Origin of the sequence: Labrys neptuniae (assembly GCF_040797145.1) — a bacterium.
GTDB classification, from domain to species: Bacteria; Pseudomonadota; Alphaproteobacteria; order Rhizobiales; family Labraceae; genus Labrys; species Labrys neptuniae.
In genome coordinates this window covers 30,784-56,563 of sequence record NZ_JBFNQD010000010.1, presented here as the reverse complement: position 1 = coordinate 56,563, position 25,780 = coordinate 30,784, and the positions used below count along the sequence as shown (strand labels likewise).

The window sequence follows — 25,780 nt, the reverse complement described above, 5'->3', positions numbered from 1 at the left end:
AATAAATAGTCCACAAAATTAGTCAACTGTTGTTCGGCGATTTTTTCGATGTCCACAACCGGGCATCCCGAACAGCGTTGCGCCTTTACATAAACCGCTGTCGGGCGGAACTCAACCTGCCGTAATGATCAGACAATAAGCGCAAAGCAGGCCGACAACGCGTCGAGTCACTAGTCGAAACCGCACGCTCGCCATATACAGGGCATAATTGCGTGTTTTTCGTCGACGAGACACGGCGAAAGACCCCATATCGGCCTGTCTCCGCCCTTCACCGGCAGGTAGATGACGGTATTTGTGCCGGAATTTCTGTCCGGCACGGCCAGCATTCCGCCCTCCGGCGGCTTCTTCCTCTTACAGATATTTGCGAAAGACCTTCCAGCCCAGCCTGCCGTCGGGCCCCTTGTGCCACGAGCCAAAGCAGCAGAGATTGGAACGGTTTGAGGCTGGCACCCTGCCGCGTCAGATGATCGGCGGCAGCCATTCCTCCCGGGATGACAAAATACGGCCGCCGGAGCAGATGCTTTCAGGTTGGGACGCGCTTCCTGCCCGAAATCATCTGCTTGAATATTGAGAAAATGCAGTACGTGCTGGCTTCGTCCGAGCGATGAAACCGGAGGTTCTGCAAGGGGAGTCATAACGCTCGGCAGAGGCCAAGCCCGGAGTGGCGACCGCAATCGCTTCACCGGGAAGGGTCAGGCGCGCGACTTTGGTCGTGCGGGTGCCGCAAGAGAGGAAGCGAGACGTGCTGGACGCGTTTTTCAAACTGAAGGAACAGGGCACTTCGGTGCGGACGGAGGTGATCGCCGGCATCACCACCTTCCTCACCATGGCCTACATCATCTTCGTCAATCCGGAGATCCTGTCGACCACCGGCATGGACCGCAATGCGGTCTTCGTCGCGACCTGCCTGGCAGCCGCCCTCGGCTCGCTGATCATGGGCCTGGTCGCCCGGTGGCCGATCGGCATGGCGCCGGGCATGGGCCTGAACGCCTTCTTTGCCTTCACCGTCGTCGCCACCATGGGCTTTACCTGGCAACAGGCCCTCGGCGCGGTGTTCATCTCCGGCTGTATCTTCCTGCTCCTGACCGTCACCGGTGTGCGCAGTTGGCTGATCGCCGGCATTCCGCATTCGATGCGATCGGCCATCGCGGCCGGCATCGGCCTGTTCCTCGGCATCATCGCCCTCAAGAGCTCCGGCATCGTAGTCGCCAGCCCCGCCACGCTGGTGACCCTGGGGTCGCTCAAGGAAACCGGCACGCTGCTGGCCATCCTCGGCTTCTTCATCATCGCAGCCCTCGACGTGCTCAAGGTACGCGGCGCCATCCTGATCGGTATTCTCGTCATCACCGCGCTTTCGATCGCGCTCGGCGTCAGCAAGTTCGGTGGCGTCATTTCCATGCCGCCCTCCATCCTGCCGACCTTCCTGCAGCTCGACCTCGTGGGCGCCATGCATGCGGGCCTGGTGCATGTCATCCTGGTGTTCGTGCTGGTCGAGGTGTTCGATGCGACCGGTACGCTGATCGGTGTCGCCAAGCGCGCCGGCCTGATCCAGCCCGACAAGCCCAACCGGCTCGGCCGCGCTTTGCTGGCCGACAGCTCCGCCATCCTCGCCGGCTCGCTGCTCGGCACCTCCTCGACCACCGCCTATGTCGAAAGCGTGTCCGGCGTGCAGGCCGGCGGGCGCACCGGCCTCACCGCCATCGTCATCGCCATCCTGTTCCTGGCCGCCCTGTTCTTCTCACCGCTCGCCGGGTCCGTGCCGGTCTATGCCACCGCGCCGGCGCTGCTTTATGTCGCCTGCTTGATGATGCGCGAACTGCTCGAGGTGGAGTGGGACGACATCACCGAGGCCGCTCCGGCCGCGCTGACCGCGCTGATGATGCCCTTTACCTACTCCATCGCCAACGGCCTTGCCTTCGGCTTCATCAGCTATTGTGCCCTGAAGACCCTCACCGGCCGCCCGCAGCAGGTGCATCTGGCCACCTGGCTGGTCGCCGTCCTGTTCGTGGTCCGCTTCGCCTTCTTCTCGGGTGGTTGAGATTCCGGTCGTCGGAGAACGGCACAAACAAAAGGGCCGGAGCAGCATCGCTGCCCCGGCTTTTTCGTATAAGCGGCAGGATCAGACGTAGGAGAGAATGCGGCTCGCCAATTGCGAATTGCGGTCCTCGTCGCGGCGCGGGCGCGGCAGCTCGACGGCCAGGTCGAGCGCGACGGCGCCTTCACGCAGCACGATGACCCGGTCGGCCAGCGCGACCGCTTCCGACACGTCGTGGGTGATCAGGATGGCGGTGAAGCCATGCTCGCGCCAGATCCGCGAGAGCAATTGATGCATCTCCACCCGCGTCATGGCATCGAGCGCGCCGAAGGGCTCGTCGAGCAGCAGGATGTCGGGCCGGCTGACCAGGGCGCGCGCTAGGGCAACACGCTGCCTCTGCCCGCCTGACAACACGCTCGGCCATTCATTGGCCCGGTCTCCGAGCCCTACTTCATCGAGCGCGGCCTGGGCCAGGCCGCGCCAATTGGGGCCACGCGCAATGCCGACATTGCCGATCACACGCTGCCAGGGCAGCAGCCGCGCATCCTGGAACATCAGCCTTGCGCCGGCATGGGCTCCCTGAAAGGCCGCTCCGCCCACCGAGACCTCGCCGGCGCTGGGTCGATCGAGACCCGCGATGAGGCGCAGAAGCGTGGATTTGCCGCCGCCCGAGCGCCCGACCACGGCGACGAATTCGCCGGGCTCGATGGTGAGGTTGAGCCTGTCGAGCACCACGCGATGATCGAAGGCCTTGGAAGCCCCCTTCAACTCGATCGCCAGCCCCTTGGGCTTCGGCGCCGGCCGGGCGAAATCGGACGGGGCCAGGCTGTTACGCGTCAGTTCGGGGGCGAAATAACCATCCTCTATAGGGAGCAGAGCATTGGTCATGCCAGTGCCTCCCGGCGGGGCCGCGCATAGGTGGGATGCCATTGCAGGGCAGCCTGTTCGAGCAGCTTCACCAAAGTGTCCGAGAGCTTGCCGAGCACGGCATAGATGATCACGCCGAGCAGGATGACGTCCGTCTGCAGGAATTCACGGGCATTCATGGTCATGTAGCCGATGCCGGAGGAGGCCGAGATGGTCTCCGCCACGATCAGCGTCAGCCACATGATGCCGAGGCCGTAGCGCAATCCCACGAAGACCGATGGCAGGGCGCCCGGCAGGATTACACGCCAGAACCGGGCCACCGGCCCCAGGCCGTAGACGCGTGCCATCTCGGTGAGATGCGGATCGATGGTGCGGATGCCGTGATAGGTATTGATGTAGACGGGAAAGAGCACGCCGAGAACGACCAGGAAGATCTTGGCGCTTTCGCCGATGCCGAACCACAGGATCACCAGCGGAATGATGGCCAGATGCGGCACGTTGCGCAGCATCTGCAAAGTGGAGTCGAGCAGCAATTCGGCCGGACGCCAGACGCCGTTGGCGACGCCGAGCGCGAAGCCGATCAGGCCGCCAATGGCCAAGCCCTGCAGGGCGCGTCCGGCACTGACACCGACATTGTGCAGGAGGGTGCCATCCTGGAGGGTCTGCCAGAAGGCGAGCGCCACTGCGCTCGGCGCCGACAACACTCGCGCCTGCAGCCAGCCGAGATCGGCGGCAAGCTCCCAGCCGGCCAGCAGCAGCACCGGCAGCAACCAGGGCACCAGGCGCCGGGCCAGTCCATTCAAGCGTCGCGAAGCCATCGGCCCCTCCCTTGTCAGAGCGTCACGCCGGGGCGGAGCGCGTCGGCGATCTTGATCGCCTTGGGAATGAGGCCGAGCTTATGGAAGGTATCGGCGATCTGCTGCTGGGCGGCCACCGTCTCGGCCGTGATCGGCTGCACGTTCCAGGATTGCCGGCCGAGCGCCAGCTTGAGCACGGGGGCCGGAATGCCGACGGCGGGGGCCAACTCTTTCGCCGCTTCGTCGACATGGTCCTTCGCCCATTGGTCGATCTCGTTGATGGCGGCGAGGACGGCGTCGATCGCGGCCGGATTGGCTTCGGTGAAGGAGCGCTCGCCCAGATAGAACTGCCGGTTGGCGACCAGGCCCTCGCCATTGGCAAGCTGGCGCGCCTCGACGGCGATCTCCGCCGCCGCCTGGAAGGGATCCCAGATCACCCAGGCATCGATGTCGCCATGCTCGAAGGCGGCCCGCGCATCGGAAGGTGTGAGGAACACCGTCTGGGTGTCGCCATAGGCCAGCCCGGCCTTTTCCAGCGCCTTGACCAGGAGATAGTGGACGTTCGATCCCTTGTTGAGCCCGACCTTCTTGCCCTTGAGTTCCGCCACCGATTGCAGCGGACTGTCCTTGCGCACCAGGATCGCCTCGCTGAGGGGAGCCGCCGGTTCGTTGGCGACATAGACCAGCGGTGCGCCGGCCGCCTGGGCGAAGATCGGCGGGGCCTCGCCGGTGATGCCGAAATCCAGCGCGCCGACATTCAGGGCTTCCAGCAATTGCGGACCGCCGGGAAACTCCGTCCAGGTCACGCCGAAACCCAGGGGCTCGAGCTTGCGTTCAAGATTGCCGCGCGCCTTCAGCAACAGGAAAGTGCCGTATTTCTGGTAGCCGACACGGATCGTCTTCGTCGCGGCGCGCGCGGGTCCGAGGGCGGCGGTCACGGCGAAGGCGGGCGCGGCGGCAAGCAGAGAGCGGCGGGTCCAGAGCGCAGTCATCAGGTCATCCTTGAGGGTATCGGCGCCATAATCCCAATAGTTGATAGATTTAGTCAATAATTAATTTCCTGTCTCGACTGCATGAATTTTGCCCACGATTCAGGTCGCGTTTCCCTCACGGACTGTTCGCGACCTGATTCCGATCCAGCATCTAACTCTTTGCTATGAAAGCTTAATTTCGGCAGGTTGCTTTTATAATTCTATATAGTCTATAAAATCAGTTGACTTATAAATACCGCCATGGTCGATTTCACATAGAGATTCAACCGAACGGTCCAATGCCATGACGACTTCAGCCGAAAGCCTGCCTATCCTCGATTTCCGTTGGTTCGAGGCCGGAGCCGCAGAGCGCGCGGCCTTCCTCCAGAACCTGCGCGAGGCAGCTCGCGGTCCCGGCTTCTTCTACCTGACCGGCCATGGCGTCCCCCAGCAGTTGATCGATGACGTGCTGCGCCTGTCGCGCCGCTTCTTCGACCTGCCCGAACAGGACAAGCTGGCGATCGAAATGATCAACTCGCCGCATTTCCGCGGCTACAACCGGGCCGGCTTCGAGCATACGCGCGGCAAGCCGGACTGGCGCGAGCAGGTGGATATCGGCGCCGAAAAGAGGGCCCGCCCCCTCGATCCCACCGCACCGGCTTGGCATCGCCTGCAGGGGCCCAATCAATGGCCTGAAGCCTTGCCCGAACTGCAGCTCATCACGCTGCGCTATCTCCAGGAGGTCACCCAGCTCGGCATTCGCGTGCTCAGCGCCTTCGCGCTCGCCTTGGGCCAGAAGGCCGATGCCTTCCAGCCGATCTACACGCCCGAACCCAACCAGCTCCTCAAGATCGTGCGCTATCCCGGTCGTGAAGCCGGTGAGGATGACCAGGGCGTCGGCGCTCACAAGGATTCGGGCTTCCTCACGCTGCTGCTGCAGGATGTCCAGGGCGGTCTGCAGGTCGAGGGCGAGCATGGCTGGATCGAGGCTCCCCCTATCCCCGGCACTTTCGTCGTCAATATCGGCGAGATCCTGGAACTGGCCTCGAATGGCTATCTGCGCGCCAACGTCCATCGCGTCGTCTCGCCACCGGCCGGTACCGATCGGCTGTCGGTGCCCTTCTTCCTCGGTGCCAATCTTGAGGCCGAAGTACCGCTGCTGACGCTGGCACCGGAGTTTGCCGCCCAAGCACGCGGCCTGACGCAGGACCCGCTCAATCCGCTCTTCCGAGAGGCTGGGCGCAACTACCTCAAGGCCCGCCTGCGTTCCCATCCCGACGTCGCCCGCCGCCACCATCCCGACCTGATCGACACCAGCAAGCCGGTGCAGGTCGCCTCCGCCTACTGATTTTCGGTTCGATCTTCAAAGCCACGCTTCAGGAGCCATTGGCATGACCACCGATTCCCGACATTTCGAGACCCTTGCTCTGCATGGCGGCAGCTATCGCGCTGACCCGGCCACCGGCGCCGTGGCGGTGCCGATCTACCAGACCACCTCCTACCAGTTCCAGGATACCGGACACGCCGCGCGTCTTTTCGCACTCGAGGAACTCGGCAATATCTATACGCGCGTGCAGAACCCGACGACCGACGCGCTGGAGCAGCGCATTGCCGCCCTCGAAGGTGGCGCGGCCGCGCTGGCCGTCTCATCGGGGCAGACGGCCTCGGCCTATTCGATCCTCAATCTGGCCCAGGCCGGCGACAACGTCGTCTCGTCCACCGACCTCTATGGCGGCACCTGGACCCTGTTCGCCTCGACACTCAAGCAATTCGGCGTCGAAGTCCGCTTCGTCGATCCCTCCGATCCGGAGAATTTCCGCCGGGCAAGCGACGACAAAACCCGTGCCTTCTACGCCGAAACGCTGCCCAATCCCAAGCTGCAGGTACTGCCGATCCGCGAGATCGCCGATATCGGCCGCTCGCTCGGCATTCCGCTCATCGTCGACAACACCGCCGCGCCGCTGATCGCCCGCCCGCTCGAACATGGCGCCGCCGTCGTGGTCTATTCGGCGACCAAATATATCGGCGGCCACGGCACCTCCATCGGCGGCCTGATCGTCGATGGCGGCAATTTCCCCTGGGAGGACCATGCCGACCGCTTTCCGCTGCTGACCCAGCCGGACGAGGCCTATCACGGCGCGATCTGGACCGAGGCCGCCAAGCCTCTCGGGCCGATCGCCTATATCCTGCGCGTGCGGGTGAAGCTGCTGCGCGACGTCGGTGCGGCCCTGTCGCCCTTCAACGCCTTCCAGCTGCTGCAGGGGCTTGAAACCCTGCCGCTGCGCCTGCGCCAGCACAATGAGAACGCCGTCAAGGTGGCGGACTTCCTCGCCAAGCAGGCCACCGTCAGCCACGTCATCTTCCCCGGCCTGCAGTCGGACGAGAATCGCCGTCGCGCCGAGGCCTATCTCAAGGGCGGCTATGGTGCCCTGGTCGGCTTCGAGCTCAAGGGCGGTGTGGAGGCCGGCAAACGCTTCATCGACGCACTCAAGCTGCTCTACCACGTCGCCAATATCGGTGATGCCCGCTCGCTCGCCATCCACCCGGCCTCGACCACCCATCAGCAGCTGACGCCGGAAGACCAGCTCGCCACCGGCGTGACGCCCGGCTATGTGCGCTTGTCCATCGGCATCGAGCACCCGGACGACATCATCGCCGACCTGACCCAGGCCCTGGCCGCTGCCGAAGGTGAGCACGACGCGGCGGAGCGCAAGGCGGCTTGAGACATGGTCCGGGAATAATGAACCACCACCTTTGTCATGCCCGGGCTTGACCCGGGCATCCAGGAGCCTCCGTCTTCGACGTGTGGAAGGGAAACTGGATTGCCGGGTCAAGCCCGGCAATGACAAACGTCGAGCCAATTCGTTTCGTTGATCGATGGATCAGCCCCAAGCAGCCGGCCACGGATGGAACCCATGTCCAGACTTCCCGCTTTCTCGCGCCGCAAGGCCCTCAAACTGGCCGGAGCGGCCGGTGCCCTCGCCTCTCTCTCCGCCGTCGGCGGCCGCATCTTCTCGCCAGCGATCGCAGCGCCGGCGCCGAAGATCCGCCTGGCCTGGACGGAGGTGGCGGCCTGCCATTCCCCGCTCGGCTTCGGCGTGGCCAAGGGCATCTACGCCAAGCACAATCTCGACGTCGAGCTGTTCTACCAGGGTGCCAGCGGCCAGACGCTGATCCAGGCGCTTGCCACCGGCAAGGCCGATGCCGGCGCCGGCCTGATCGGCGACTGGCTCAAGCCCCTGGAGCAGGGCTTCGACGTCAAGCTCTTCGTCGGCTCCCATGGCGGCTGCCAGCGCCTGCTCACGCGCAAGGACTCCGGCATCAAGACGCTGGCCGACGCCAAGGGCAAGACCATCGCCACCTATGGCATCGGTGCCCCGCCCCAGGTCGCCTTCCAGGTCAGCTTCGCCAAGGCCGGTCTCGACCCTGAAACCGACGTGACCTGGAAGGCCGTGCCCTTCGAGCTCGTCGGCGAGACGCTCAACCGGGGCGATGTCGAGCTTGCCGCCCATCTCGATCCCTGGGCCTGGGCCATCGAAAAGCAGTTCGATTTCGTCAAGATCGCCGACACCCAAACCGGCTTCTACGAGGGGCACACCTGCTGCGTCCTCGGTGCCAACGGCCCCTTCCTTGAGGCCAACAAGGATGGCCTGCGGCGCCTGGCCGAAGCCAATATCGAAATCCACGAATACACCGCCAACCATCCCGACGAAGTGGCGCAATGGTATTTCGACACGCTCAAGCCCGCCGGCCTGACGGCGGCCCAGCTCACCGAAATCTTGGGAACGCTAGTCTATCACAACCACCCGATCGGCCAGCCCCTGGTCGACCAGATCCGCCTGGCGGCCGAGGACCTCAAACTGGTCAAGGTGCTCGATTCCACCACCGATCCCAAGGAGTTCGCCGAGCGGGTCACCATCAACCTGCTCGCCTGAGGCCTCGCGATGAGCGATACCCTGCGCGCCCCCAATCCCGGACTCCTCAAGGCGGCGCCCCCGTCACAGGCATCCCTGCGTAGCCTGTGGGGCAGCGTGTGGAAGCATGGGCTCCTGGCCTCGGTGACCCTGGCCGCCACGGCGGCCATCACGATCGGCTTGCCGGACGTGGTGCCGTGGGGCAGTGCCGGTCTGTTCGCCGCCATCACCGGCACGGCAGCGCTGATCTTCCTGGTGGTGGCCTTCACCGTCCATCGCCTCGGCGGGTCGGGACGCACGCTCCAGCATTATGGCCCCTGGTTCGTCGCCATCGGCGTCTGGCTGGCCTTGTGGGAGCTATCGACGGCCAAGACCGGCTGGCTGCCCAAGCCTTTCTTCTCGCCGCCGCACGGCCTGCTCCATGTCTATGTCACCGAGAGCCAGCGCCTTCTCATCTGCATCGCCTATTCCTTGCGCCTGTGGTCCGTCGGCTTCTTCTGCGGCATCGCGGTGGGTTATGGGCTCGGCGTGGCGCTCGGCTGGTCGAAGCGGTTCAGCTATTGGGGCATGCCGGTGCTGAAGCTGATCGGCCCGGTTCCGGCCACGGCCTGGATCCCCTGCACCTTCTATTTCTTCCCCAACACCTTCGATGCCAGCGTCTTCATCGTGGCACTGGCCTCCGGCATTCCCGTCGCGATCCTGACGGCCTCCGGCGTCGCCTCGGTCAACCGGGCCTATTACGACGTCAGCCGCATCTTCGGCGCCGGCAGCTGGTACCTGATCCGCAACATCGCCATTCCCGCCTCCCTGCCGCATGTCTTCGTCGGCCTGTTCATGGGCCTCTATTATTCCTTCGCAGTGCTGGTGGTGGCCGAGATGCTCGGCGCGAAATACGGGCTCGGCTGGTACATCCAGTTCCAGACCGCCTATTCGGGCTATGCCAATGTCTACGCGACGCTGCTGATCATGTCGGTGATCTGCGCGGGCATCGTGAAGCTGCTCTTCGTCATACGCGATCACCTCCTCACCTGGCAGAAGGGCTTTATCTGATGGCTGCCTCGAGCCACAGCATCGGCATCGACGTCCACGGCGTCAGCCATCATTTCGACCTCTCGGGTGCGGAGTTGCCGGTGCTGGATAGCGTCGACCTCAAGGTCGAACCGGGTGAATTCGTTGCCCTGCTGGGCCCTTCGGGTTGCGGCAAGTCGACCTTGCTGCGCCTCATCGCCGGATTGGAGCCGCCCGCTGCCGGCGCCATCCTGGCCGACGGCCAGGCGGTCACGGCCCCCGATCCCGCCCGTATCCTGGTGTTCCAGGACCCGACCTTGTTTCCCTGGCTGACGGTCCGCAAGAACGTCGCGGCGGGGCTGGAGGCGCGCGGCGTGCTCGCCCGCCAGCGCCATCGCATCGGCCAGGCCCTGTCGCTGGTCGGGCTCGAGCGCTTCGCCGACGCTTATCCCCACCAGCTTTCGGGCGGCATGGCGCAGCGCGCCTCGCTGGCGCGGGCGCTGGTGCACGATCCCTCCCTGCTGCTGCTCGACGAGCCGCTGGGCAAGCTCGATTCCCTGACGCGCCTCGCTTTGCAGGACGAATTGGTGTCGCTCTGGCAACGTACGGGCTTCACGGCGTTGCTGGTAACCCACGACGTCGAAGAGGCGCTGCTGCTTGCTTCCCGCGTGATCGTGTTTTCCGACAGGCCCGCACGGATCAAGGCGGAGTTTGCCGTCGACAAGCCCTATCCGCGCCATCGCGACGATACGGAATTGGTCCATCTGCGTCGGGAGATCCTGCAGGCGCTCGGATTGCAGCTTTCATGAGTGCCCTGCCCGCCTTCACCCGCCTTCTGCAGATCTTCGGGGCTGGTATCGTCGCGCTGTCCCTCGCCTGGTGGTGGATTACCTATCAGGATGTGATCGGCTACAATTACCTCTCGCTCCCGGATGCCGGGCTCTGCCTTGTCAGCAACAGCGATATTTGCCAGCTTGCGAGATCGCTGTGCCGCAGCACCCATCCCCTGGCCATCATCGCCTATTGGTCGGCGAGCCTGTGGATCGGTGTCGCCGCCCTGTGCGCCAGCCTCGCGACGGGGACGGCAGGAGACGCCTGAACCAAGACTGCCGGCGCGCGTTCCGGAGTCGGATCAACAAGATGCGGGGCTTCGCTCAACTTCAGAATCTGAATCATCGGCCGCCGGCACAGCCCTTCCAGCTTCCGGCGTCGCTCAAAGGACACCAAGAGGATCACAAGATGCCATTCTCGCTTCCCCTCCGCTCCCTCATCGGCAAGAGGGTGCACCGGCTGACAGCCGCAGCGGCCGCCGCCGCCATGATGGCGACCGCTGGCATGGCCCAGGCCGCCGACGTCACCGTCGCCTCCAAGATCGATACCGAAGGCAATCTGCTCGGAAACCTGATCGTACAGGTCCTGGAAGCCAATGGCCTCAAGGTCAACAACCGCGTGGGCCTGGGCACCACACCAATCGTGCGCAAGGCCCTGGTAGCCGGCGACATCGATCTCTATCCCGAATATACCGGCAATGCCGGCTTCTTCTTCAATAAGGCCGATGACGGCCTGTGGAAGGACGCCGCCAAAGGCTATGCCGAGGCCAAGAAGCTCGATTACGACGCCAACAAGCTGGTGTGGCTCGATCCCGCGCCCGCCAACAACACCTGGGCCATCGCCATCCGCAAGGACGTGGCCGATACCAACAAGCTGAAGTCGCTCGACGATTTCGGCAAGTTCGTCACCGGCGGCGGCAAGGTGAAGCTGATCGCCTCGGCCGAGTTCGTCAACAGCGCCGGCGCCCTGCCCGCCTTCCAGACCACCTATAGCTTCAAGCTCTCCTCCGACCAGCTCGTGGTGCTTTCGGGCGGCGACACCGCAGCCACCATCAAGGCAGCCGCCGAGCAGACGGACGGCGTCAACACAGCCATGGTCTACGGCACGGATGGCGGCATCGCAGCCGGCAATCTCGTGGTGCTCGACGACGACAAGTCGGTGCAGCCCGTCTACGCCCCGGCACCGGTCATTCGGGAATCCGTGCTCAAGGCCCATCCTCAGATCGCCGACTGGCTGAAGCCGGTCTTCGCCAGCCTCGACCTCACCACGCTGCAGGAGCTCAACGGCCGCATCCAGGTCGATGGCGAGGCGGCCAAGGATGTCGCGGCCGATTATCTGAAGAAGAAGGGCCTGGTGAAGTGAGTTCAAGCGCCGGGGATGTTCACGCCGACAAGAGCGCTTTCCCGGCGCCCCCCGCCGTCACGGGCACGGGTGCCCTGACCTCGGGCTTCGACAAGCTCGGCGTCGTGATGGCGCTGATCGCCGCCGCGGCGCTGGCGCTGCCCTTTGCCAATTTCCGGCCGAGTCGCATCGGCCAGGCCCAGGGCATCGGCTTCATCCAGGCACTTCCTGCGGGTCTTGCCTGGGTCAGCCTCGCACTGCTCGTCCTGGGGCTGATCGCGCTCCTCCGCCGGGCCGATCCGCGCCTGCGGCTGGTGGTGGCCGCCAGTGCTTTACTAATCCTTGCCGTGCTGATCGGCCTGGTACCCGGGGTCCTGATTCCCCCCGGCAATATCAGGCCACGGGTGGGGCCCGCCGCCGGCTTCTGGCTTCTCGCCTTCTCCTTTGCCATCCTGCTCACGGACGCGCTGGTCAAGCTGTCGCTGCGGCCAGCCCAGCGGGTGCTCGCGCTCGTGCTGACGCTTGCGGTCTTTCTTGCCTTCCTGTTCTCCGGCCACTGGAACGGGCTGTCGATCATGAAGGAATATGCCACCAACGGTTCGGGCTTTGCCGCGAATGCCGCGGTGCATGTCACCCTCGCCTTGGCCTCGCTTTTCGGCGCCCTGGTCGTCGGCCTGCCGCTCGGCATCGTCTGCCAGCGCCATCGGGGGCTGCGCGGCGTGGTGCTGCCGGCCCTCAACATGATCCAGACGATCCCGTCCCTGGCGCTGTTCGGCCTGATGATCGCCCCTCTGACCTACCTGGCCAAGACCTATCCCCTCATCGAAGCCGTCGGCGTGCATGGCACCGGCTCGTCGCCGGCTCTGATCGCCCTTTTCCTCTATGCCCTGCTGCCGGTGGTCTCCAACACGGCGATCGGCCTCGACTCCGTCTCTCCCAACGTCGTCGACGCCGCCCGCGGCATGGGCATGACCCAGTGGCAGCGCCTGTTCCAGGTCGAGCTGCCCCTCGCCTTCCCCGTCATCCTGACAGGCGTGCGCATCGTGCTGGTGCAGAATATCGGCCTCGCGACCATCGCAGCCTGGATCGGCGGCGGCGGATTCGGCGTCTATGTGCAGAACGGCATGGGCGCCACCGCCATCGATCTCGTCCTGCTCGGCGCCATTCCCACCATCGCCCTCGCCTTTTCGGCAGCCATCATCCTCGATGCACTCGTCGACATACTCAAAGGACGGCACGCATGATCGAAGTCAGGCAAGTCAGCCGTCGTTTCGGCTCCCAGCTGGCCGTCGACAACGTCTCGCTTACCATCGAGCGCGGCACGATCACCGTGCTGGTCGGCACCTCCGGCAGCGGCAAGTCCACATTGCTGCGCATCATCAACCGGCTGATCGAGCCGACCTCAGGCACCGTTTTGATCAACGGCCAGGACACTTCCACCCTGTCGGGCGAGGAACTGCGGCGCGGCATCGGCTACGCCATTCAGGGCCACGGCCTATTCCCGCACTGGACGGTGGCACGCAATATCGGCACCGTGCCGAGCCTGCTCGGCTGGGACCAGGCTCGAACAGCCAGGCGGGTCGACGAACTGCTCCGCCTGTTCGATCTCGACCCGGCCCTCTACGCCGAGAAGCTGCCGCACCAATTGTCCGGCGGCCAGCAGCAGCGTGTCGGCGTCGCCCGCGCGCTGGCGGCCGAACCCGCCGTGCTGCTGATGGACGAACCTTTCGGCGCGCTCGATCCGATCATCCGCGCCAAGGCGCAGGACGATTTGCTCGCCTTGCAGCGCCGCCTCGGCATCACCGTGGTCCTGGTCACCCACGACATGGAAGAGGCCATGCTGCTGGGCAACCGCATCGCCGTGATGGATAACGGCAAGCTCCTGCAATATGCCACGCCGACCGAGATCCTCACCAACCCGGCGCCCGGTTTCGTCGAGCGCCTGATCGGTGGCCCCGACCGTTCGCTGCGCCTGCTCTCTTTGCTCAAAGTCGCCGATTCCGTGCAACCCGGCACTGCCGAGGGCAAGCCCGTGCAGGAAAATGCGACATTGCGCGACGCCCTCTCCGAATTGCTGTGGGCTCGGGCCCAGGCCCTGCCCGTCACGGCGGCCGACGGCACCCCGCGTGGGCGCATCACCCTGCCTGCCATCCTCGACCTGGCCGGAGCCGATGCGCATCGCGCCGAGGATACGCCGGCATGAAGTGGCTCGGCTACGGCGCTCGCGCGCTCGCTCTCGTCCTGCTGCTGCTCCTGCTGTTCGACACGGATCTGTTCGTGCCGATCCTGGCACCGCTCAACGACAATGGGGCGCCGCCGGTCTATCGCCAGGGCAGCCTGCTGTTCCTCTCTTTGAGCCATCTCGGCCTGGTCGCCGTCTCCACCCTCATCGGCGGGACATTGGCCTTGCTCGCCGGCATCTTCGTGACCCGACCGGCCGGCGCCGAATTCCTGCCTTTGTCGCGAACCATCGTGAATATCGGCCAGACCTTTCCGCCGATCGCCGTGCTCGCCATCGCGGTGCCCTCGCTCGGCTTCGGGGCGGAGCCTACCCTGCTCGCCCTCACCCTCTACGGGCTGCTGCCGATCTTCGAAAACACCATGGCCGGCCTCAGGAGCGTTCCCCCTACCGCGCTCGATGCGGCCCGCGGCATGGGCATGACCGGCTGGCAGCGCCTGATCAAGGTCGAGCTGCCGCTCGCCCTCCCCGTGATCCTCACCGGCATAAGGCTCTCCTTCGTGGTCAATCTCGGTACGGCCACCATCGGCTCCACCGTGGGCGCCAAAAGCCTCGGCGAGGTGATCATGGCCGGCATCACCACCACCAACACCGCCTATATCCTGCAAGGCGGCGTCCTCGTCGCGCTCCTGGCCGTGCTCATCTACGATGCGCTCGGCAGCCTCGAGCGCTCTCTCGCCAAGCGTACCGGCACGGCCGGCATACGCTGATCGGAGGGGCCATCATGAATGCCTCGCATCGAAGCAAGCTCTCGCGCCGGACCGGAAGGCCGGGCGCCGTATCCGACCTGATCTGGGAGAGGCTGGTGGACGAGGCGCAGGACGCCATTGCCGCCGAGCCGCAGCTTGCCACGCAATTCTATGCCAGCGTGCTCGATCATGCCTCCTTCGAGGACGCCCTGATCCAGCGCCTGGTCCAGCGTATCGAGCATCCGGACATGCCGGCCTCGGTGCTGCACCATGCCTTCCGCACAGCAATCGCGGCCGATCCCGGCATCTGCCTGGCTATCCGTGCCGACATCCAGGCCGTGCTCGAGCGCGACCCGGCCTGCAAGCGCTATCTGGAGCCCCTGCTCTACTTCAAGGGCTTCCACGCCTTGCAACTGCATCGCCTCGCTCATTGGCTCTGGCAGGAGGACCAGCGCAATTTCGCACTCTATCTGCAAAGCCGTGTCTCGGAGGTGCTGCAGGTCGATATCCACCCCGCCGTTCCGATCGGGCGTGGCATCTTCTTCGACCACGCCACCGGCATCGTCATCGGCGAGACGGCGGTGATCGAGGACGACGTCTCGATCCTGCAATCGGTGACGCTGGGCGGCAGCGGCATCCGCTCGGGCCAGCGTCACCCCAGGATCCGCAAGGGCGTCCTCATCGGCTCAGGCGCCAAGCTGATCGGCAATATCGAGATCGGCGAAGGTGCCCGCATCGGCGCCGGCTCGGTGGTGACGGCGCCGGTGCCCCCGCACAAGACCGTGGCGGGCGTGCCGGCCCGGATCATCGGGGATACGCCGGGTGCCGATCCGGGGCGGACGATGGACCAGATCTTCTTCGATGTCGGCCTCTGAGGCAGGGCACAACACCCAATTTCACGCTGTTTATTAGTTTATAAAACCAGTAGACAGTGTGTAATAAATCATTCTACGATCACATTCTGCTGAATGGATGAAACAGCTGACAGGAATTGGGGCGGTCGCCGCCGATCTTGCCATCGCGGTACAATCGCCCGATCATGCCTCGAAGCAACGACATCCTTCCGAAAACCATCGGCCTCTGCGCATGCCGCCAGGCTGGTAAAACAAGAGAGCAACGGGGCGCCTTGCCGTGGATATCGACCGGCAGGGAATGAAAGGGACTTTCATGCTGAACTCAGTCAAACGCGGCTTCACGCGCAGCGCCGGCATCGCCATCGCGGCGCTCGCAGCCGGCTTCATCGCAGCGGCACCGGCCCAGGCAGGCCCCACGCTCGACAAGATCAAGGAGCGTGGCGTCATCAAGGTCGGCGTCGGCAGCCAGGCCGGGTTCTTTGCGCCTGACGCCAATGGCCGCTGGCAGGGCTTCTTCGTCGATTTCGGCCGGGCTCTCGCCATCACCGTGTTCAACGATCCCGACAAGGTCGAGTTCACCAATTCCTCGCCCCAGCAGCGTCTGCCCGCTCTGCAGGCCGGCCAGTTCGACATCCTGCTCTCGGCGGTGACCCAGACCATCACCCGTGCCTTCAAGCTCAATTTCCACTTCGGCCCGGTGGTGTTCTATGACGGCCAGGGCATCCTGGTGAAGAAGTCGCTGGGCGTGACCAAGGCGGCCGAACTCGACGGCGCCACCATCGGCGTGCAGAGCGGGACCACGGGTGAACAGAACATCGCCGATTTCTTCAAGAAGACCGGCAAGACCTACAAATCCGTGGTGATCGAGGATACGGCGACCTTCACCCAGGCCTTGACCTCCGGCCGTGTCGACGCGCTGACGCAGGACGGCACCGATCTCGGCCTGCGCCGCGCCGCCCTGCCCAATCCGGACGAATATGTGCTGCTGCCCGAGCGCCTGTCCAAGGAACCCCTGGCGCCGGCGGTGCTGGGCGGTGACGATCGCTGGCTGGAGATCGTGAACTGGACGGTCTATGCCACCATCCAGGCCGAGGAATTCGGCATCACCAGCCAGAATGTCGACACTTTCCTGACCAGCGACGACCCGGCCATCAAGCGCTTCCTCGGCGTCGATCCCTCGCTCGGCCAGGCCATCGGGCTCGATCCGAAATTCGCCTACAACATCATCAAGAAGGTCGGCAACTACGGTGAGATCTTCGAGCGCAATCTCGGCAAGAGCACCAAGATCGGCTTCGAGCGTGGCCTCAACAATTTGTGGACCCAGGGCGGCCTGATCTATTCGCCGCCCTTCCGATAATAAAGGGGGGTGGGTCTTCAGACCCGCCTCTCCTTGCCGGCAAGCGAGCCGGTTCCAGGCGGGTCCCGCTCCATCATTTGATGGAGCTGAGAAGACCCGCCCCCATGGGATCTCTTCATGGCCGATACGATCAGCATAGTCTCCCCCGACACGCCCGGCCCCGTCGGCAAGATCCGTCTCTGGTGGGGCGCCCATCCCTATGGCCAGCTCCTGCTGATCGCCGCACTGGCGCTGGTCCTCGGCCTCCTTTGCCACAACATCCTGGCCAGCATGCATCGCCTGGGCATGGCGCCAGGGCTCGACTATCTCTGGCAGCCGGCCAATTTCGACATCACCGAAAGCCTGCTCGTCTACCAGGCCGGCGACAGCTATGCGCGTGCCATCGCGGTCGGCCTGCTCAACACGCTCAAGCTCGCCGTGCTCGGCTGCCTGTTCGCCACCACTCTCGGCACGACTCTCGGCATCGCCCGCCTTTCCGGCAATCTGCTTCTCTCCCGCCTCGTGCAGGCCTATGTCGAGCTGATCCGCAACACGCCCCTGCCCCTGCAACTGTTCTTCTGGATCGCCCTGACCCAGGCCCTGCCACCCACCAGGCAAGCCCTGCAGCCCTTCAGCTCAACCTTCCTGTCGGTGCGCGGCATCTTCCTGCCCTGGGTCGAGATCGGCAATGGCCAAAGCCTGTGGCTGCTGGCCGCCGTGCTGGTGCTGCTCGCTTTCGCTGCCAGGGCCTTCATCCGTCGCCTGCAGCATCCCCTGTCGGCTCTCGGCTTCCTCGGCCTGCTTGCACTCTTTCCGGCCATCGCACTCGCCTGGATCTTCGTCGCCGGTATCACCTTCACGCCGGATCTGCCCGTGCTGCAAGGCTTCAACATCCGCGGCGGCATTACTTTGACGCCGGAATTCGCCGCCATGCTCGTCGGACTGACGATCTACTATTCCGCCAGCATCTCCGAAAGCGTGCGCAGCGGCATCGAATCCGTCAATGTCGGCCAATGGGAAGCCGGCCGGGCGATCGGCCTGCCGCGCGGACGCATCATGCGCCTCATCGTGATGCCGCAGGCGATGCGGGTGATCACGCCCCTGATGACTTCGAGCTATCTCGACCTCACCAAGGACACCACGCTCGGCATCCTCATCGGTTTCACCGAGGTGACTGCCATCATCAAGACCAGCGCCAACAACACCGGCAACGCCGTCGAGACCATCATCGTGCTCGTCGCCGTCTTCCTGGCCGTGAGCATGCCGACCTCCTATCTGATCAATCTCTATAATCGCAGCCTGGCCAAGCGCGGGATCATCGCCAAATGAGTTCGATGTCCCTCCCCGATGCAGCACGGATCCGCTCGAGCCGGCGTTGGCAGACCCTCAAGGCGGGCCTGTTCTCCTCGCCTCTCAACACGACGATCACACTCGTCGTCCTGGCCCTGATCGCTTGGGTCGGCTCGCATCTGGTCGACTGGGCCTTCATCCGAGCGACGTGGTCCGGCACCGCGCAGGATTGCCAGGTCAATGGGGGTGCCTGCTGGGCCTTCGTCGGCGTCAATCTCAAGCTGATGCTGTTCTGGACCTACCCGTCCGACCTCCTCTGGCGCCCGATCCTCGGCCTGGTGCTGATGTTCGGCCTGGCCGGCCTCAGCACCATCCCGCGTTTCTGGGGACGCGGCCTGATCCTTGCCTGGATCGCGGTGCCCCTCCTCACCTGCCTGCTACTGCGCGGATATTTCTCCGGTATCACCGTCTCCACCAATGATTGGGGCGGCCTGCCATTGACCATGCTGATCTGGACGATCGCCTATGCCTCGTCCTTCCTGATCGCCATTCCCCTCGCCCTCGGGCGCCGCTCGAGCATGGGCGGCGTGCGGCTGGTCAGCACCGGCTTCATCGAAATCGTGCGCGGCATGCCGATGCTGGTGGTGCTCTATGTTTCCAGCCTGATCGTGCCGATGGCGCTGCCCTATTTCGACGTGAACCTGTTCTTCAGCGTCGAGGTCGCCCTCACCCTCTTCATCGCCTGCTATCTGGCCGAGGTAATCCGGGCCGGCATGCAGGCCCTGCCGGCCGGGCAGAGCGAGGCGGCACGGGCGCTGGGCCTGAGCTACTGGCAAACCACCGGCCTCGTCATCCTGCCGCAGGCCCTGCGCGCCATCATCCCGCCTTTGGTCAATCTGGGCATCGGCGTCCTCCTCAGCACCCCGCTGATCGGATTCATCGGCATGATCGACTTCCTGACCGCCGTCAGGAACACGGCCGCCACCAATGAACAGATCTGGCCGCACTGCTATCCGGAAGCCTATGCCTTCGCGGCCCTCGTCTATTTCCTGATCTGCTTTCCAGCCTCGCGCTACAGCCTGTGGCTCGAACGGCGCCTGAAGGCATCGACCAGCCACCAGGCGAAGGGCAAGTAAACCGCGGGTTGCGATGACGGCCATCGGTGTGCCGGTCTTCAGACCGGCATCTTTGGACCACAATTGCCGGTCTGAAGACCGGCACACCAATCACACAGCGATCTATTCTTGACAAAATAATACGGTCGTACATATTGGCGCAATGGCACGCGCATCGAACCGTGAAAAGCTCCTCGTCGCCGGGCTCGGCCTGATCCACGAGCATGGCTACAACGCTACCAGTGTGCGTGACGTCGTGCGTGCGGCCGGCGTGCCGCAGGGCTGCTTCACCAATCATTTCACCTCCAAGGAAGCCTTCGGCCTGGAGGTGCTGGGTCTCTATCGCGCCGAAAAGCGGGAGGATGCCCACAAGACGCTGCTGGACGACAACCAGCCGCCGCTGCAGCGCATCCGCGCCTATATCGACGCCAGGACAGAGCGCTTCAAGCAGAACGGCATGCGCTGCGGCTGCATGTTCGGCAATTTCGCGGCCGAATCCAGCAGCGAGAGCGAGGCGATCCGCCTTGAACTGCTCGACATCTTCGCCGAGAGCCGGCGTGCCATGCGCTACTGTCTGGAGGCCGCCGTGAGGGTTGGCGACCTGCCGCAGGCGTTCGACTGCGACGATGCCGCCGCCCTTATCCTCTCCTCGCTCCAGGGAGCCTTCCTGACGGCCAAGACGGAGCGCGGCGCGGCACCGGTCGAACGCTTCAAGAAATTTCTGTTCGCTTCCATCCTGCGTTGATGCCCCGGCTTCACGCATCGTATTTCGCACAAAATAATACGTTCGTACGTATTTTATCCTTTTCAGAACGAGGCTCTGCAATGCCAGACTCGGCACTCTCTCCCTCCGATATCGTTCGACAGGCCGGCCCGGCGCCCGACCCGCGCCGTTGGTCGGCCCTGGCCATCCTGCTGACAGGCGCCTTCCTGGCCCCCCTCGACTTCTTCATCGTCAACGTCGCCATGCCGGCCATCACCACCGGCCTCCACAGCACGGCCGCCGACGTGCAGATGGTGATCTCCGGCTATGCCGTGGTCTATGCCGTCTTTCTGATCACCGGCGGAAGGCTTGGCGACATCTTCGGCCGCAAGGCGATCTTCATGACCGGCCTCGCCGGGTTCGCCGCGGCCTCCGCCCTGTGCGGCCTCGCCTGGTCCCCCACCGTCCTGATCGCCGCGCGGATGCTGCAAGGCCTCGCCGCGGCCGCCATGGCGCCCCAGGCCCTGGCCTCTGTCCATGCGCTCTTTCCGGCCCATGAACGCGGGCGGGCCCTCAGCATCTACGGCATCGTGCTCGGCGTGTCCTCCATCATCGGCCAGTTGCTCGGCGGCGCGCTCGTTGGCGCCGATCTCGACGGCTTCGGCTGGCGGCTGATCTTCCTGATCAACCTGCCCATCGCCCTTGTCGCTTTCCTCGCGGCGATCCCGCTGCTGCGCGAGACGCGCGGCGAGACCAGACCTCGTCTCGACCTCGGCGGCGTGGTGCTTTCGAGCCTGGCACTCAGCAGCCTGGTGGTGCCGCTGGTCGAGGGCCGCGAGCGCGGCTGGCCCTGGTGGTCGATCGTCATGCTGGCGACGACCCCCGTCTTCGTGGAACTCTTCCGCCGTTACGAGCAGCGCCTCGCCAGGGCTGGCGGCGATCCCCTTATCGATCTCGGCATCTTCCGCCTGCCGGGCCTGGTCCGCGGCATCAGCGCCATCCTCGCGCTCTATGCCATGGCGACCTTCTTCCTGACCTATTCGCTCTATTTGCAAGGCTCCCTGGGCTATACCGCGTGGGAAGCCGGGCTTGCCATCCTGCCCTTCTCGGCCGGGTTCCTGGCCGGATCCACTTTCAGCCCCACGATCAGCCGTCTGGTCGGTGGCTCCGCCCCCGCTTTCGGCTTCGCCAGCTCGGCCTTCGGCACAGCCGCAACGGCCCTGCTCGTGCTGGGCTTTCCGGCCGGAACCATGCCGCCGCTCCTGCTGATGGCGCCGGCCATCGGCTTCATCGGGCTGGGCATGGGAACATCGATGCCGACCATGATGCGGGCGATTGTCGAGCGGGTCGGGCCGCATCACGCCGGCCTTGTCGGCGGCATCGTCAACTCGACGCTGCAGGTGAGCGCCGCCATCAGCGTGGCGGTGCTGGGCGGGCTGTTCTATACCCTGGTGGGCACGAGAACCGACGCCGCCAGCATCGGCCATGCCTTCGCCTGGACCTTGCTGGCCATCGCGGCCTGCCACTCCGTCGGCGCCTATCTTGCAGCAGGCCTCGGCCGACGCGAGGCCGTGGGCGCGCAGGCGGTTCCCTCCGCCGCGGATTGAAGAAAGGACAGGTCATGACGAACAAAGTGATGAAGACTCCAGGTCCCGACCATCCCATCAGCGTCGAGCCCAGCGGGGAGCGTATCGTCGTCAGCCTCGGCGGCCGGGTAATCGCCGACAGCCGGCAGGCGCTGCGCTTGCAGGAAGCCACCTATCCCGCCGTCTTCTATATTCCGCGCGATGATGTCGACATGGGCGCACTCGTGCGCAGCGAGCATGCCACCTATTGCCCCTACAAGGGCGACTGCTCCTATTTCAGCCTTCCGGCCGGCGGCGACCGCTCGGTCAATGCCGTCTGGAGCTACGAGGCGCCTTATCCCGCGGTATCGGCCATCAAGGATCATCTCGCCTTCTATCCGGACCGGGTCGACGCCATCGAGCGGCTGCCGATCGGGTGAGGACAAGGCAGCCGGCCGCGCCCCTCACGCCTTGCCGTGCCAGGGCACCAGCAGCTTCTCGGCCAGCCGGACGATCCACTCGAAGCCGATCGCCACCAGGGCGATCACGAAGATGCCGAGGACGACGATATCGGTCTGCAGGAAGTCCGACGCCGTCTTGATCATAATGCCGAGCCCCTGGGAAGCAGCAACCAGTTCGGCAGCGATCAAGGTGGACCAGCCGACGCCGAGCCCGATGCGGACACCGGTCAGGATCGACGGCAGGGCATTGGGCAGGACGACATGCCAGAGCACCTGCCAGCGCCGTGCGCCCAGGGCCCGCGCCGCGTCGACCCGGTCCGGCGGCACGGCAGCGACACCGGCCGCCGTGGTGATCGCCACCGGCGCGAAGACCGCAATCAGGATGATCAGCACCTTGGTGGTCTCGCCGATGCCGCACCAGATCACCATCAGCGGCAGATAAGCGAGCGGCGGCACCGGGCGCAGGAATTCGATGATCGGATCGAGAATGCCGCGGGCGATCGGGCTGAGCCCGATCGCGATGCCGGCAGGCACGGCCGTGACCAGAGCGATCAGCAGAGCGGCGAGGATGCGCCAGAGACTGGCATCGAAATGCTGCAACAGGGTCGCATCGGCATAGCCTTCCGTGGCGACCGTGAAGAGTTGCTCCACCACCGCCCGGGGCGACGGCAGATAGAAGGCCGGCAGCCATTCGAAATAGGTGGCGAGCGACCAGGTGAGCAGCAGCCCGAGAATGGTGAGGATGCGCACCGGCGTCGCCCCGAGTGGGGAAGCGGATTTGCGCGAGCCAACCTTGCCGTTCTGCTCCTCGACATCGTCCAGACTGACGGAATTGGCGAGATCGCTCATGCATCCGCTCCCTTCAGGACGGCGGCGAGCACCTGCTCGCGCAGGGCGATGAAGGCCGGGTCCGACTTGATCGACCGGCTGCTCTCTCCGGCCAGGACCCGGCGTGAGAAATCGGTATGGAATTCGCGCGTGATGCGTCCCGGGCGTGGGGAGAGCACCACGATGCGGGTGGCCAGGAAGATCGCCTCCTCGACACTATGCGTGATCAGGAAGACGCTGCGTCGCGTGCGGTCCCACAGATGGATCAGCAATTCCTGCATTTTCTCGCGTGTCAGCGCATCGAGCGCGCCGAGCGGCTCATCCATCAGCAAGATATCCGGTTCGTTGGCGAGAGCCCGGGCCATGCCGACGCGCTGGCGCATGCCGCCCGACAACTCCCAGATCCGATGATCGGCGAATTCACCAAGCCCGACCAACTCGATGATGCGTCCGCAGCGCTGCCTGCGTTCGGCCCTGTCGAGCCCGGCCAGCCTGGGACCAAACTCGATATTGCCGCGCACCGAAAGCCAGGGAAACAGGGCATCGTCCTGGAAGACGACGCCGCGTTCACCGCCAGGCCCCTTCACCGGCTTGTCGCCGAGCGTGATCGCGCCCGAACTCGGCGGCAGAAACCCGGCGAACAGCTTGAGCAGAGTGGTCTTGCCGCAGCCGGAGGCCCCGACCGCCACGACGAACTCGCCGGATTCGATGGTGAGGGAAACATTGCTGAGGGCGGTGACGGAGCGCCCTCCTCTTCCGGAATAGACGACGTTGACGTCACGGGCGGACAGAGCGGACACGGGAACCTCTTTCAGCCCCTGGAACGTCATTGCGAGCGCAGCCAAGCAATCCACGCCCCTGCGCGAGGCAGGACTGCATTGCTTGGCTGCGCTCGCAATGACGATGCGGGGCACCGTTTTCAATTCATTGAATAAGGCCCGCCCCGGGAGGGAGGAGATCCCGGGGCGGGCGAGCCTGCGAAAATCTATTGGGAAGAGAGTTTCGTCAGGGCCTGTGCGGCGAAAGCCTTGTTCACATAGGCGGAATAGTCCGGCAGCACCGCCGGGATCTTTTTCTGCTCGGCCAGGAAGCCCGCCGTGTCGGCGATCGCCTTGACCGTAGCGCCGCCCAGCAGATCGGGCGAGGATTGCTCGGCCAGGAGCGGCCAGACATTGGCCTTCAGCAGGCCCGGCACATCCTCGGGCTTGGAGCCGGTGAGCCTGGCAATCGCCTTGGCCTGGTCCGAGGCGGCGCTCCAGGCATCGGGATTGTCGCGATAGGTCTTGTAGGCCTCGCCGGTGACCTTGACGAAGGAGGTCACCACGTCGGGATGGGCCTTGGAGAAATCCTTCGAAGCGATCCAGGCATCGAAGGTGGGCGCCCCCCATTTGGCGACGTCGGCCGACGATACCAGCACCTTGCCCTTTTCCTTGAGCTTGCCCAGGGCCGGATCCCAGACATAGCCGCCGTCGATATCACCGCGCTCGAAGGCGGCGGCCAGTTCCGGAGGACGCAGATTGAGGATCTGCACGGATTTCGGTGCGATGTCCCAGTGCTTGAGCGCCGCCAGCAGGCTGTAATGCGAGGTGGAGACGAAAGGCACGCCTATCTTCTTGCCGGCGAGATCCTTGGGATCCTTGATGGTGTCGCGCACCACCAGTTCCTCGGAATCGCCCAGGAGGGCGGCGACGAAAATCGTCTCGATCGGCAATTGGCGGCTGGCGGCCGCGGCGAGCGGGCTCGAGCCGACATAGCCGATCTGCACGTCGCCCGAGGCGATGGCCGCGATCACGTCGGCGCCGGAGTCGAATTTGCGCCAGGCGATCTGCCAGCCGGTCGCCTTTTCATAGGCACCTGCGGCCTGCGCGGCCTTGGCCGGATCGACGCCGGTCTGGAAGCCGATGGTGACCTTGTTATCGGCGGCATGGGCCGTACCGCCAAAAGCGGTGCCGAGCGCCAGGCCAGCGGCCAGGAACAGGCGGCGGTTGAGGAACGTCATATGAGATCCTTGAAGACACGATCCGTCATGCGCTGCGCAGAAGCACCATGAGATGCCCGGCAACGTCGATGCGGTGATGAAGGTTATGGGTGATGCAACGCCGGTCCGGCGTCCGAATGCAAAGGACTCAGCAGCGACAACAACTGGTCATGGCGATCCCCTCCACAGGTTCCGCTTGCGGGGAAATCAGGGCTGCCCGCTCGTCGTGGTGGAAGGGTGCGTCAGCAACATGAACGTGTCAATTATTTTCTATAGAATTAGTAGAAAATTAAAATTCAAAAAAGACGGATCCAATGGACCCGCCTTGAAGGGTGTGTGCCCCCCGGGGGGCAAGGCGCACTCAAACCGAGCGCACCTCGTGGTGCCTATCAGGCCGGCAACCTGTCGATCGGCTCAGCCGACGATCTCGTTGCCCGAGAAGAACTGGCCGATCTCGATCTTGGCATTGTCGAGCGAGTCCGAGCCATGCACCGAGTTCTCGCCGACGGAGAGCGCGAAGAGCTTGCGGACGGTGCCTTCGGCGGCATTGGCCGGGTTGGTGGCGCCCATCACTTCGCGATGCTTGGCAACGGCATTCTCGCCTTCCAGCACCTGCACGACGACGGGAGCCGAGATCATGAACTCGACGAGTTCACCGAAGAAGGGACGCTCCTTGTGCACGCCGTAGAAGGTCTCCGCCTGCTCGCGGGTCATGCGGACGCGCTTCTGGGCGACGATACGCAGGCCAGCCTTCTCGAACACGGCATTGATGGCGCCGGTGAGGTTGCGGTTGGTCGCGTCGGGCTTGATGATCGAAAAGGTGCGCTCGAGAGCCATGGTCGTCCTGGTTTCTTTGGGTTGAGGTGAGCGGCTTATAGCCATGCCCCTGCCCGGCTTCAACCCCCGCCGCGAAGCGCATTCGCGGAGAACGCTTGTTTACTCCGGTTCCCGGCAGTGG

At 64.7% G+C, this 25,780-nt stretch carries 25 protein-coding genes; 18 read left to right on the top strand and 7 right to left on the bottom strand.

Features of this window, described 5'->3' with window-relative positions; translation table 11 throughout:
• The first annotated feature begins 742 nt into the window (after positions 1-742).
• Positions 743-2,038: an NCS2 family permease gene (locus ABXS05_RS24315; RefSeq protein ID WP_311933112.1), complete on the top strand. Its 1,296-nt coding sequence runs from the start codon at positions 743-745 to the stop codon at positions 2,036-2,038.
• 81 nt (positions 2,039-2,119) lie between these two features.
• On the opposite strand, the gene ABXS05_RS24310 is transcribed toward ABXS05_RS24315, so the two are convergent.
• The 3 genes from ABXS05_RS24310 to ABXS05_RS24300 are packed head-to-tail and all read right to left on the bottom strand — an operon-like array spanning position 2,120 to position 4,691.
• Positions 2,120-2,923, bottom strand: coding sequence for an ATP-binding cassette domain-containing protein (locus tag ABXS05_RS24310; protein ID WP_311933114.1), 804 nt, complete (start codon positions 2,921-2,923; stop codon positions 2,120-2,122).
• Positions 2,920-3,720 carry an ABC transporter permease subunit gene (locus tag ABXS05_RS24305; RefSeq protein ID WP_311933116.1) on the bottom strand — a complete coding sequence of 267 codons (801 nt, stop codon included), beginning with the start codon at positions 3,718-3,720 and terminating at the stop codon, positions 2,920-2,922. Before ABXS05_RS24305 ends, ABXS05_RS24310 begins: the two co-directional genes overlap by 4 nt.
• Before the next feature lie 14 nt (positions 3,721-3,734).
• A complete protein-coding gene (locus ABXS05_RS24300) occupies positions 3,735-4,691 on the bottom strand; it encodes a sulfonate ABC transporter substrate-binding protein (RefSeq protein ID WP_311933874.1) in 957 nt (318 codons plus the stop codon).
• A 283-nt stretch (positions 4,692-4,974) separates the two neighbouring features.
• Between ABXS05_RS24300 and ABXS05_RS24295 the strand changes: the two genes are divergently transcribed.
• From ABXS05_RS24295 to ABXS05_RS24215, 17 genes are all read left to right on the top strand, one after another.
• Complete coding sequence (locus tag ABXS05_RS24295; protein WP_367625665.1) at positions 4,975-6,018, top strand: isopenicillin N synthase family dioxygenase; 1,044 nt, start codon at positions 4,975-4,977, stop codon at positions 6,016-6,018.
• A gap of 43 nt (positions 6,019-6,061) precedes the next feature.
• On the top strand, positions 6,062-7,393 hold the full coding sequence (locus ABXS05_RS24290; RefSeq protein ID WP_367625664.1) for an O-acetylhomoserine aminocarboxypropyltransferase/cysteine synthase family protein: 1,332 nt from the start codon (positions 6,062-6,064) through the stop codon (positions 7,391-7,393).
• A 192-nt stretch (positions 7,394-7,585) separates the two neighbouring features.
• The gene (locus ABXS05_RS24285) at positions 7,586-8,605 is read left to right on the top strand and encodes an ABC transporter substrate-binding protein (RefSeq protein ID WP_367625663.1); all 1,020 of its coding nucleotides are present in this window, start codon (positions 7,586-7,588) and stop codon (positions 8,603-8,605) included.
• A gap of 9 nt (positions 8,606-8,614) precedes the next feature.
• Entirely contained in the window at positions 8,615-9,634 is a 1,020-nt protein-coding gene (locus ABXS05_RS24280; RefSeq protein ID WP_311933124.1) for an ABC transporter permease, read from the top strand.
• Complete coding sequence (locus ABXS05_RS24275) at positions 9,634-10,401, top strand: ABC transporter ATP-binding protein (protein WP_311933126.1); 768 nt, start codon at positions 9,634-9,636, stop codon at positions 10,399-10,401. Before ABXS05_RS24280 ends, ABXS05_RS24275 begins: the two co-directional genes overlap by 1 nt.
• On the top strand, positions 10,398-10,691 hold the full coding sequence (locus ABXS05_RS24270) for a hypothetical protein (RefSeq protein ID WP_311933127.1): 294 nt from the start codon (positions 10,398-10,400) through the stop codon (positions 10,689-10,691). Before ABXS05_RS24275 ends, ABXS05_RS24270 begins: the two co-directional genes overlap by 4 nt.
• A gap of 218 nt (positions 10,692-10,909) precedes the next feature.
• Positions 10,910-11,785: a glycine betaine ABC transporter substrate-binding protein OsmF gene (osmF, locus tag ABXS05_RS24265; protein WP_367625752.1), complete on the top strand. Its 876-nt coding sequence runs from the start codon at positions 10,910-10,912 to the stop codon at positions 11,783-11,785.
• The gene (locus ABXS05_RS24260; protein ID WP_367625662.1) at positions 11,782-13,008 is read left to right on the top strand and encodes an ABC transporter permease; all 1,227 of its coding nucleotides are present in this window, start codon (positions 11,782-11,784) and stop codon (positions 13,006-13,008) included. Before osmF ends, ABXS05_RS24260 begins: the two co-directional genes overlap by 4 nt.
• Entirely contained in the window at positions 13,005-13,967 is a 963-nt protein-coding gene (locus ABXS05_RS24255) for an ABC transporter ATP-binding protein (protein WP_311933130.1), read from the top strand. Before ABXS05_RS24260 ends, ABXS05_RS24255 begins: the two co-directional genes overlap by 4 nt.
• On the top strand, positions 13,964-14,713 hold the full coding sequence (locus ABXS05_RS24250; protein ID WP_367625661.1) for an ABC transporter permease: 750 nt from the start codon (positions 13,964-13,966) through the stop codon (positions 14,711-14,713). The genes ABXS05_RS24255 and ABXS05_RS24250 overlap by 4 nt, the downstream gene beginning before the upstream one ends.
• Before the next feature lie 14 nt (positions 14,714-14,727).
• Positions 14,728-15,567, top strand: a complete 840-nt coding sequence (gene cysE / locus ABXS05_RS24245) for a serine O-acetyltransferase (protein ID WP_367625660.1) — start codon at positions 14,728-14,730, stop codon at positions 15,565-15,567.
• Between the two features lie 292 nt (positions 15,568-15,859).
• Positions 15,860-16,903, top strand: a complete 1,044-nt coding sequence (locus ABXS05_RS24240) for an amino acid ABC transporter substrate-binding protein (protein ID WP_068287298.1) — start codon at positions 15,860-15,862, stop codon at positions 16,901-16,903.
• A gap of 117 nt (positions 16,904-17,020) precedes the next feature.
• The gene (locus ABXS05_RS24235; protein WP_367625659.1) at positions 17,021-18,211 is read left to right on the top strand and encodes an amino acid ABC transporter permease; all 1,191 of its coding nucleotides are present in this window, start codon (positions 17,021-17,023) and stop codon (positions 18,209-18,211) included.
• Positions 18,208-19,308 carry an amino acid ABC transporter permease gene (locus ABXS05_RS24230; RefSeq protein WP_367625658.1) on the top strand — a complete coding sequence of 367 codons (1,101 nt, stop codon included), beginning with the start codon at positions 18,208-18,210 and terminating at the stop codon, positions 19,306-19,308. Before ABXS05_RS24235 ends, ABXS05_RS24230 begins: the two co-directional genes overlap by 4 nt.
• 142 nt (positions 19,309-19,450) lie before the next feature.
• Positions 19,451-20,032: a TetR/AcrR family transcriptional regulator gene (locus ABXS05_RS24225; protein WP_311933144.1), complete on the top strand. Its 582-nt coding sequence runs from the start codon at positions 19,451-19,453 to the stop codon at positions 20,030-20,032.
• 80 nt (positions 20,033-20,112) lie between these two features.
• The gene (locus ABXS05_RS24220; RefSeq protein WP_367625657.1) at positions 20,113-21,597 is read left to right on the top strand and encodes an MFS transporter; all 1,485 of its coding nucleotides are present in this window, start codon (positions 20,113-20,115) and stop codon (positions 21,595-21,597) included.
• A 14-nt stretch (positions 21,598-21,611) separates the two neighbouring features.
• Positions 21,612-21,995 (top strand): DUF427 domain-containing protein, encoded by a 384-nt coding sequence (locus tag ABXS05_RS24215; RefSeq protein WP_311933146.1) that lies wholly within the window; start codon positions 21,612-21,614, stop codon positions 21,993-21,995.
• Positions 21,996-22,019: 24 nt separating this feature from the next.
• On the opposite strand, the gene ABXS05_RS24210 is transcribed toward ABXS05_RS24215, so the two are convergent.
• The 4 genes from ABXS05_RS24210 to ndk form a co-directional block, all read right to left on the bottom strand.
• Positions 22,020-22,865 (bottom strand): ABC transporter permease subunit, encoded by an 846-nt coding sequence (locus tag ABXS05_RS24210; protein WP_367625656.1) that lies wholly within the window; start codon positions 22,863-22,865, stop codon positions 22,020-22,022.
• Positions 22,862-23,674 carry a taurine ABC transporter ATP-binding protein gene (locus ABXS05_RS24205; protein WP_311933878.1) on the bottom strand — a complete coding sequence of 271 codons (813 nt, stop codon included), beginning with the start codon at positions 23,672-23,674 and terminating at the stop codon, positions 22,862-22,864. Before ABXS05_RS24205 ends, ABXS05_RS24210 begins: the two co-directional genes overlap by 4 nt.
• A gap of 155 nt (positions 23,675-23,829) precedes the next feature.
• The gene (gene tauA, locus ABXS05_RS24200) at positions 23,830-24,843 is read right to left on the bottom strand and encodes a taurine ABC transporter substrate-binding protein (RefSeq protein WP_367625655.1); all 1,014 of its coding nucleotides are present in this window, start codon (positions 24,841-24,843) and stop codon (positions 23,830-23,832) included.
• 393 nt (positions 24,844-25,236) lie between these two features.
• Entirely contained in the window at positions 25,237-25,659 is a 423-nt protein-coding gene (gene ndk / locus ABXS05_RS24195; protein WP_149254567.1) for a nucleoside-diphosphate kinase, read from the bottom strand.
• Positions 25,660-25,780 lie beyond the last annotated feature (121 nt).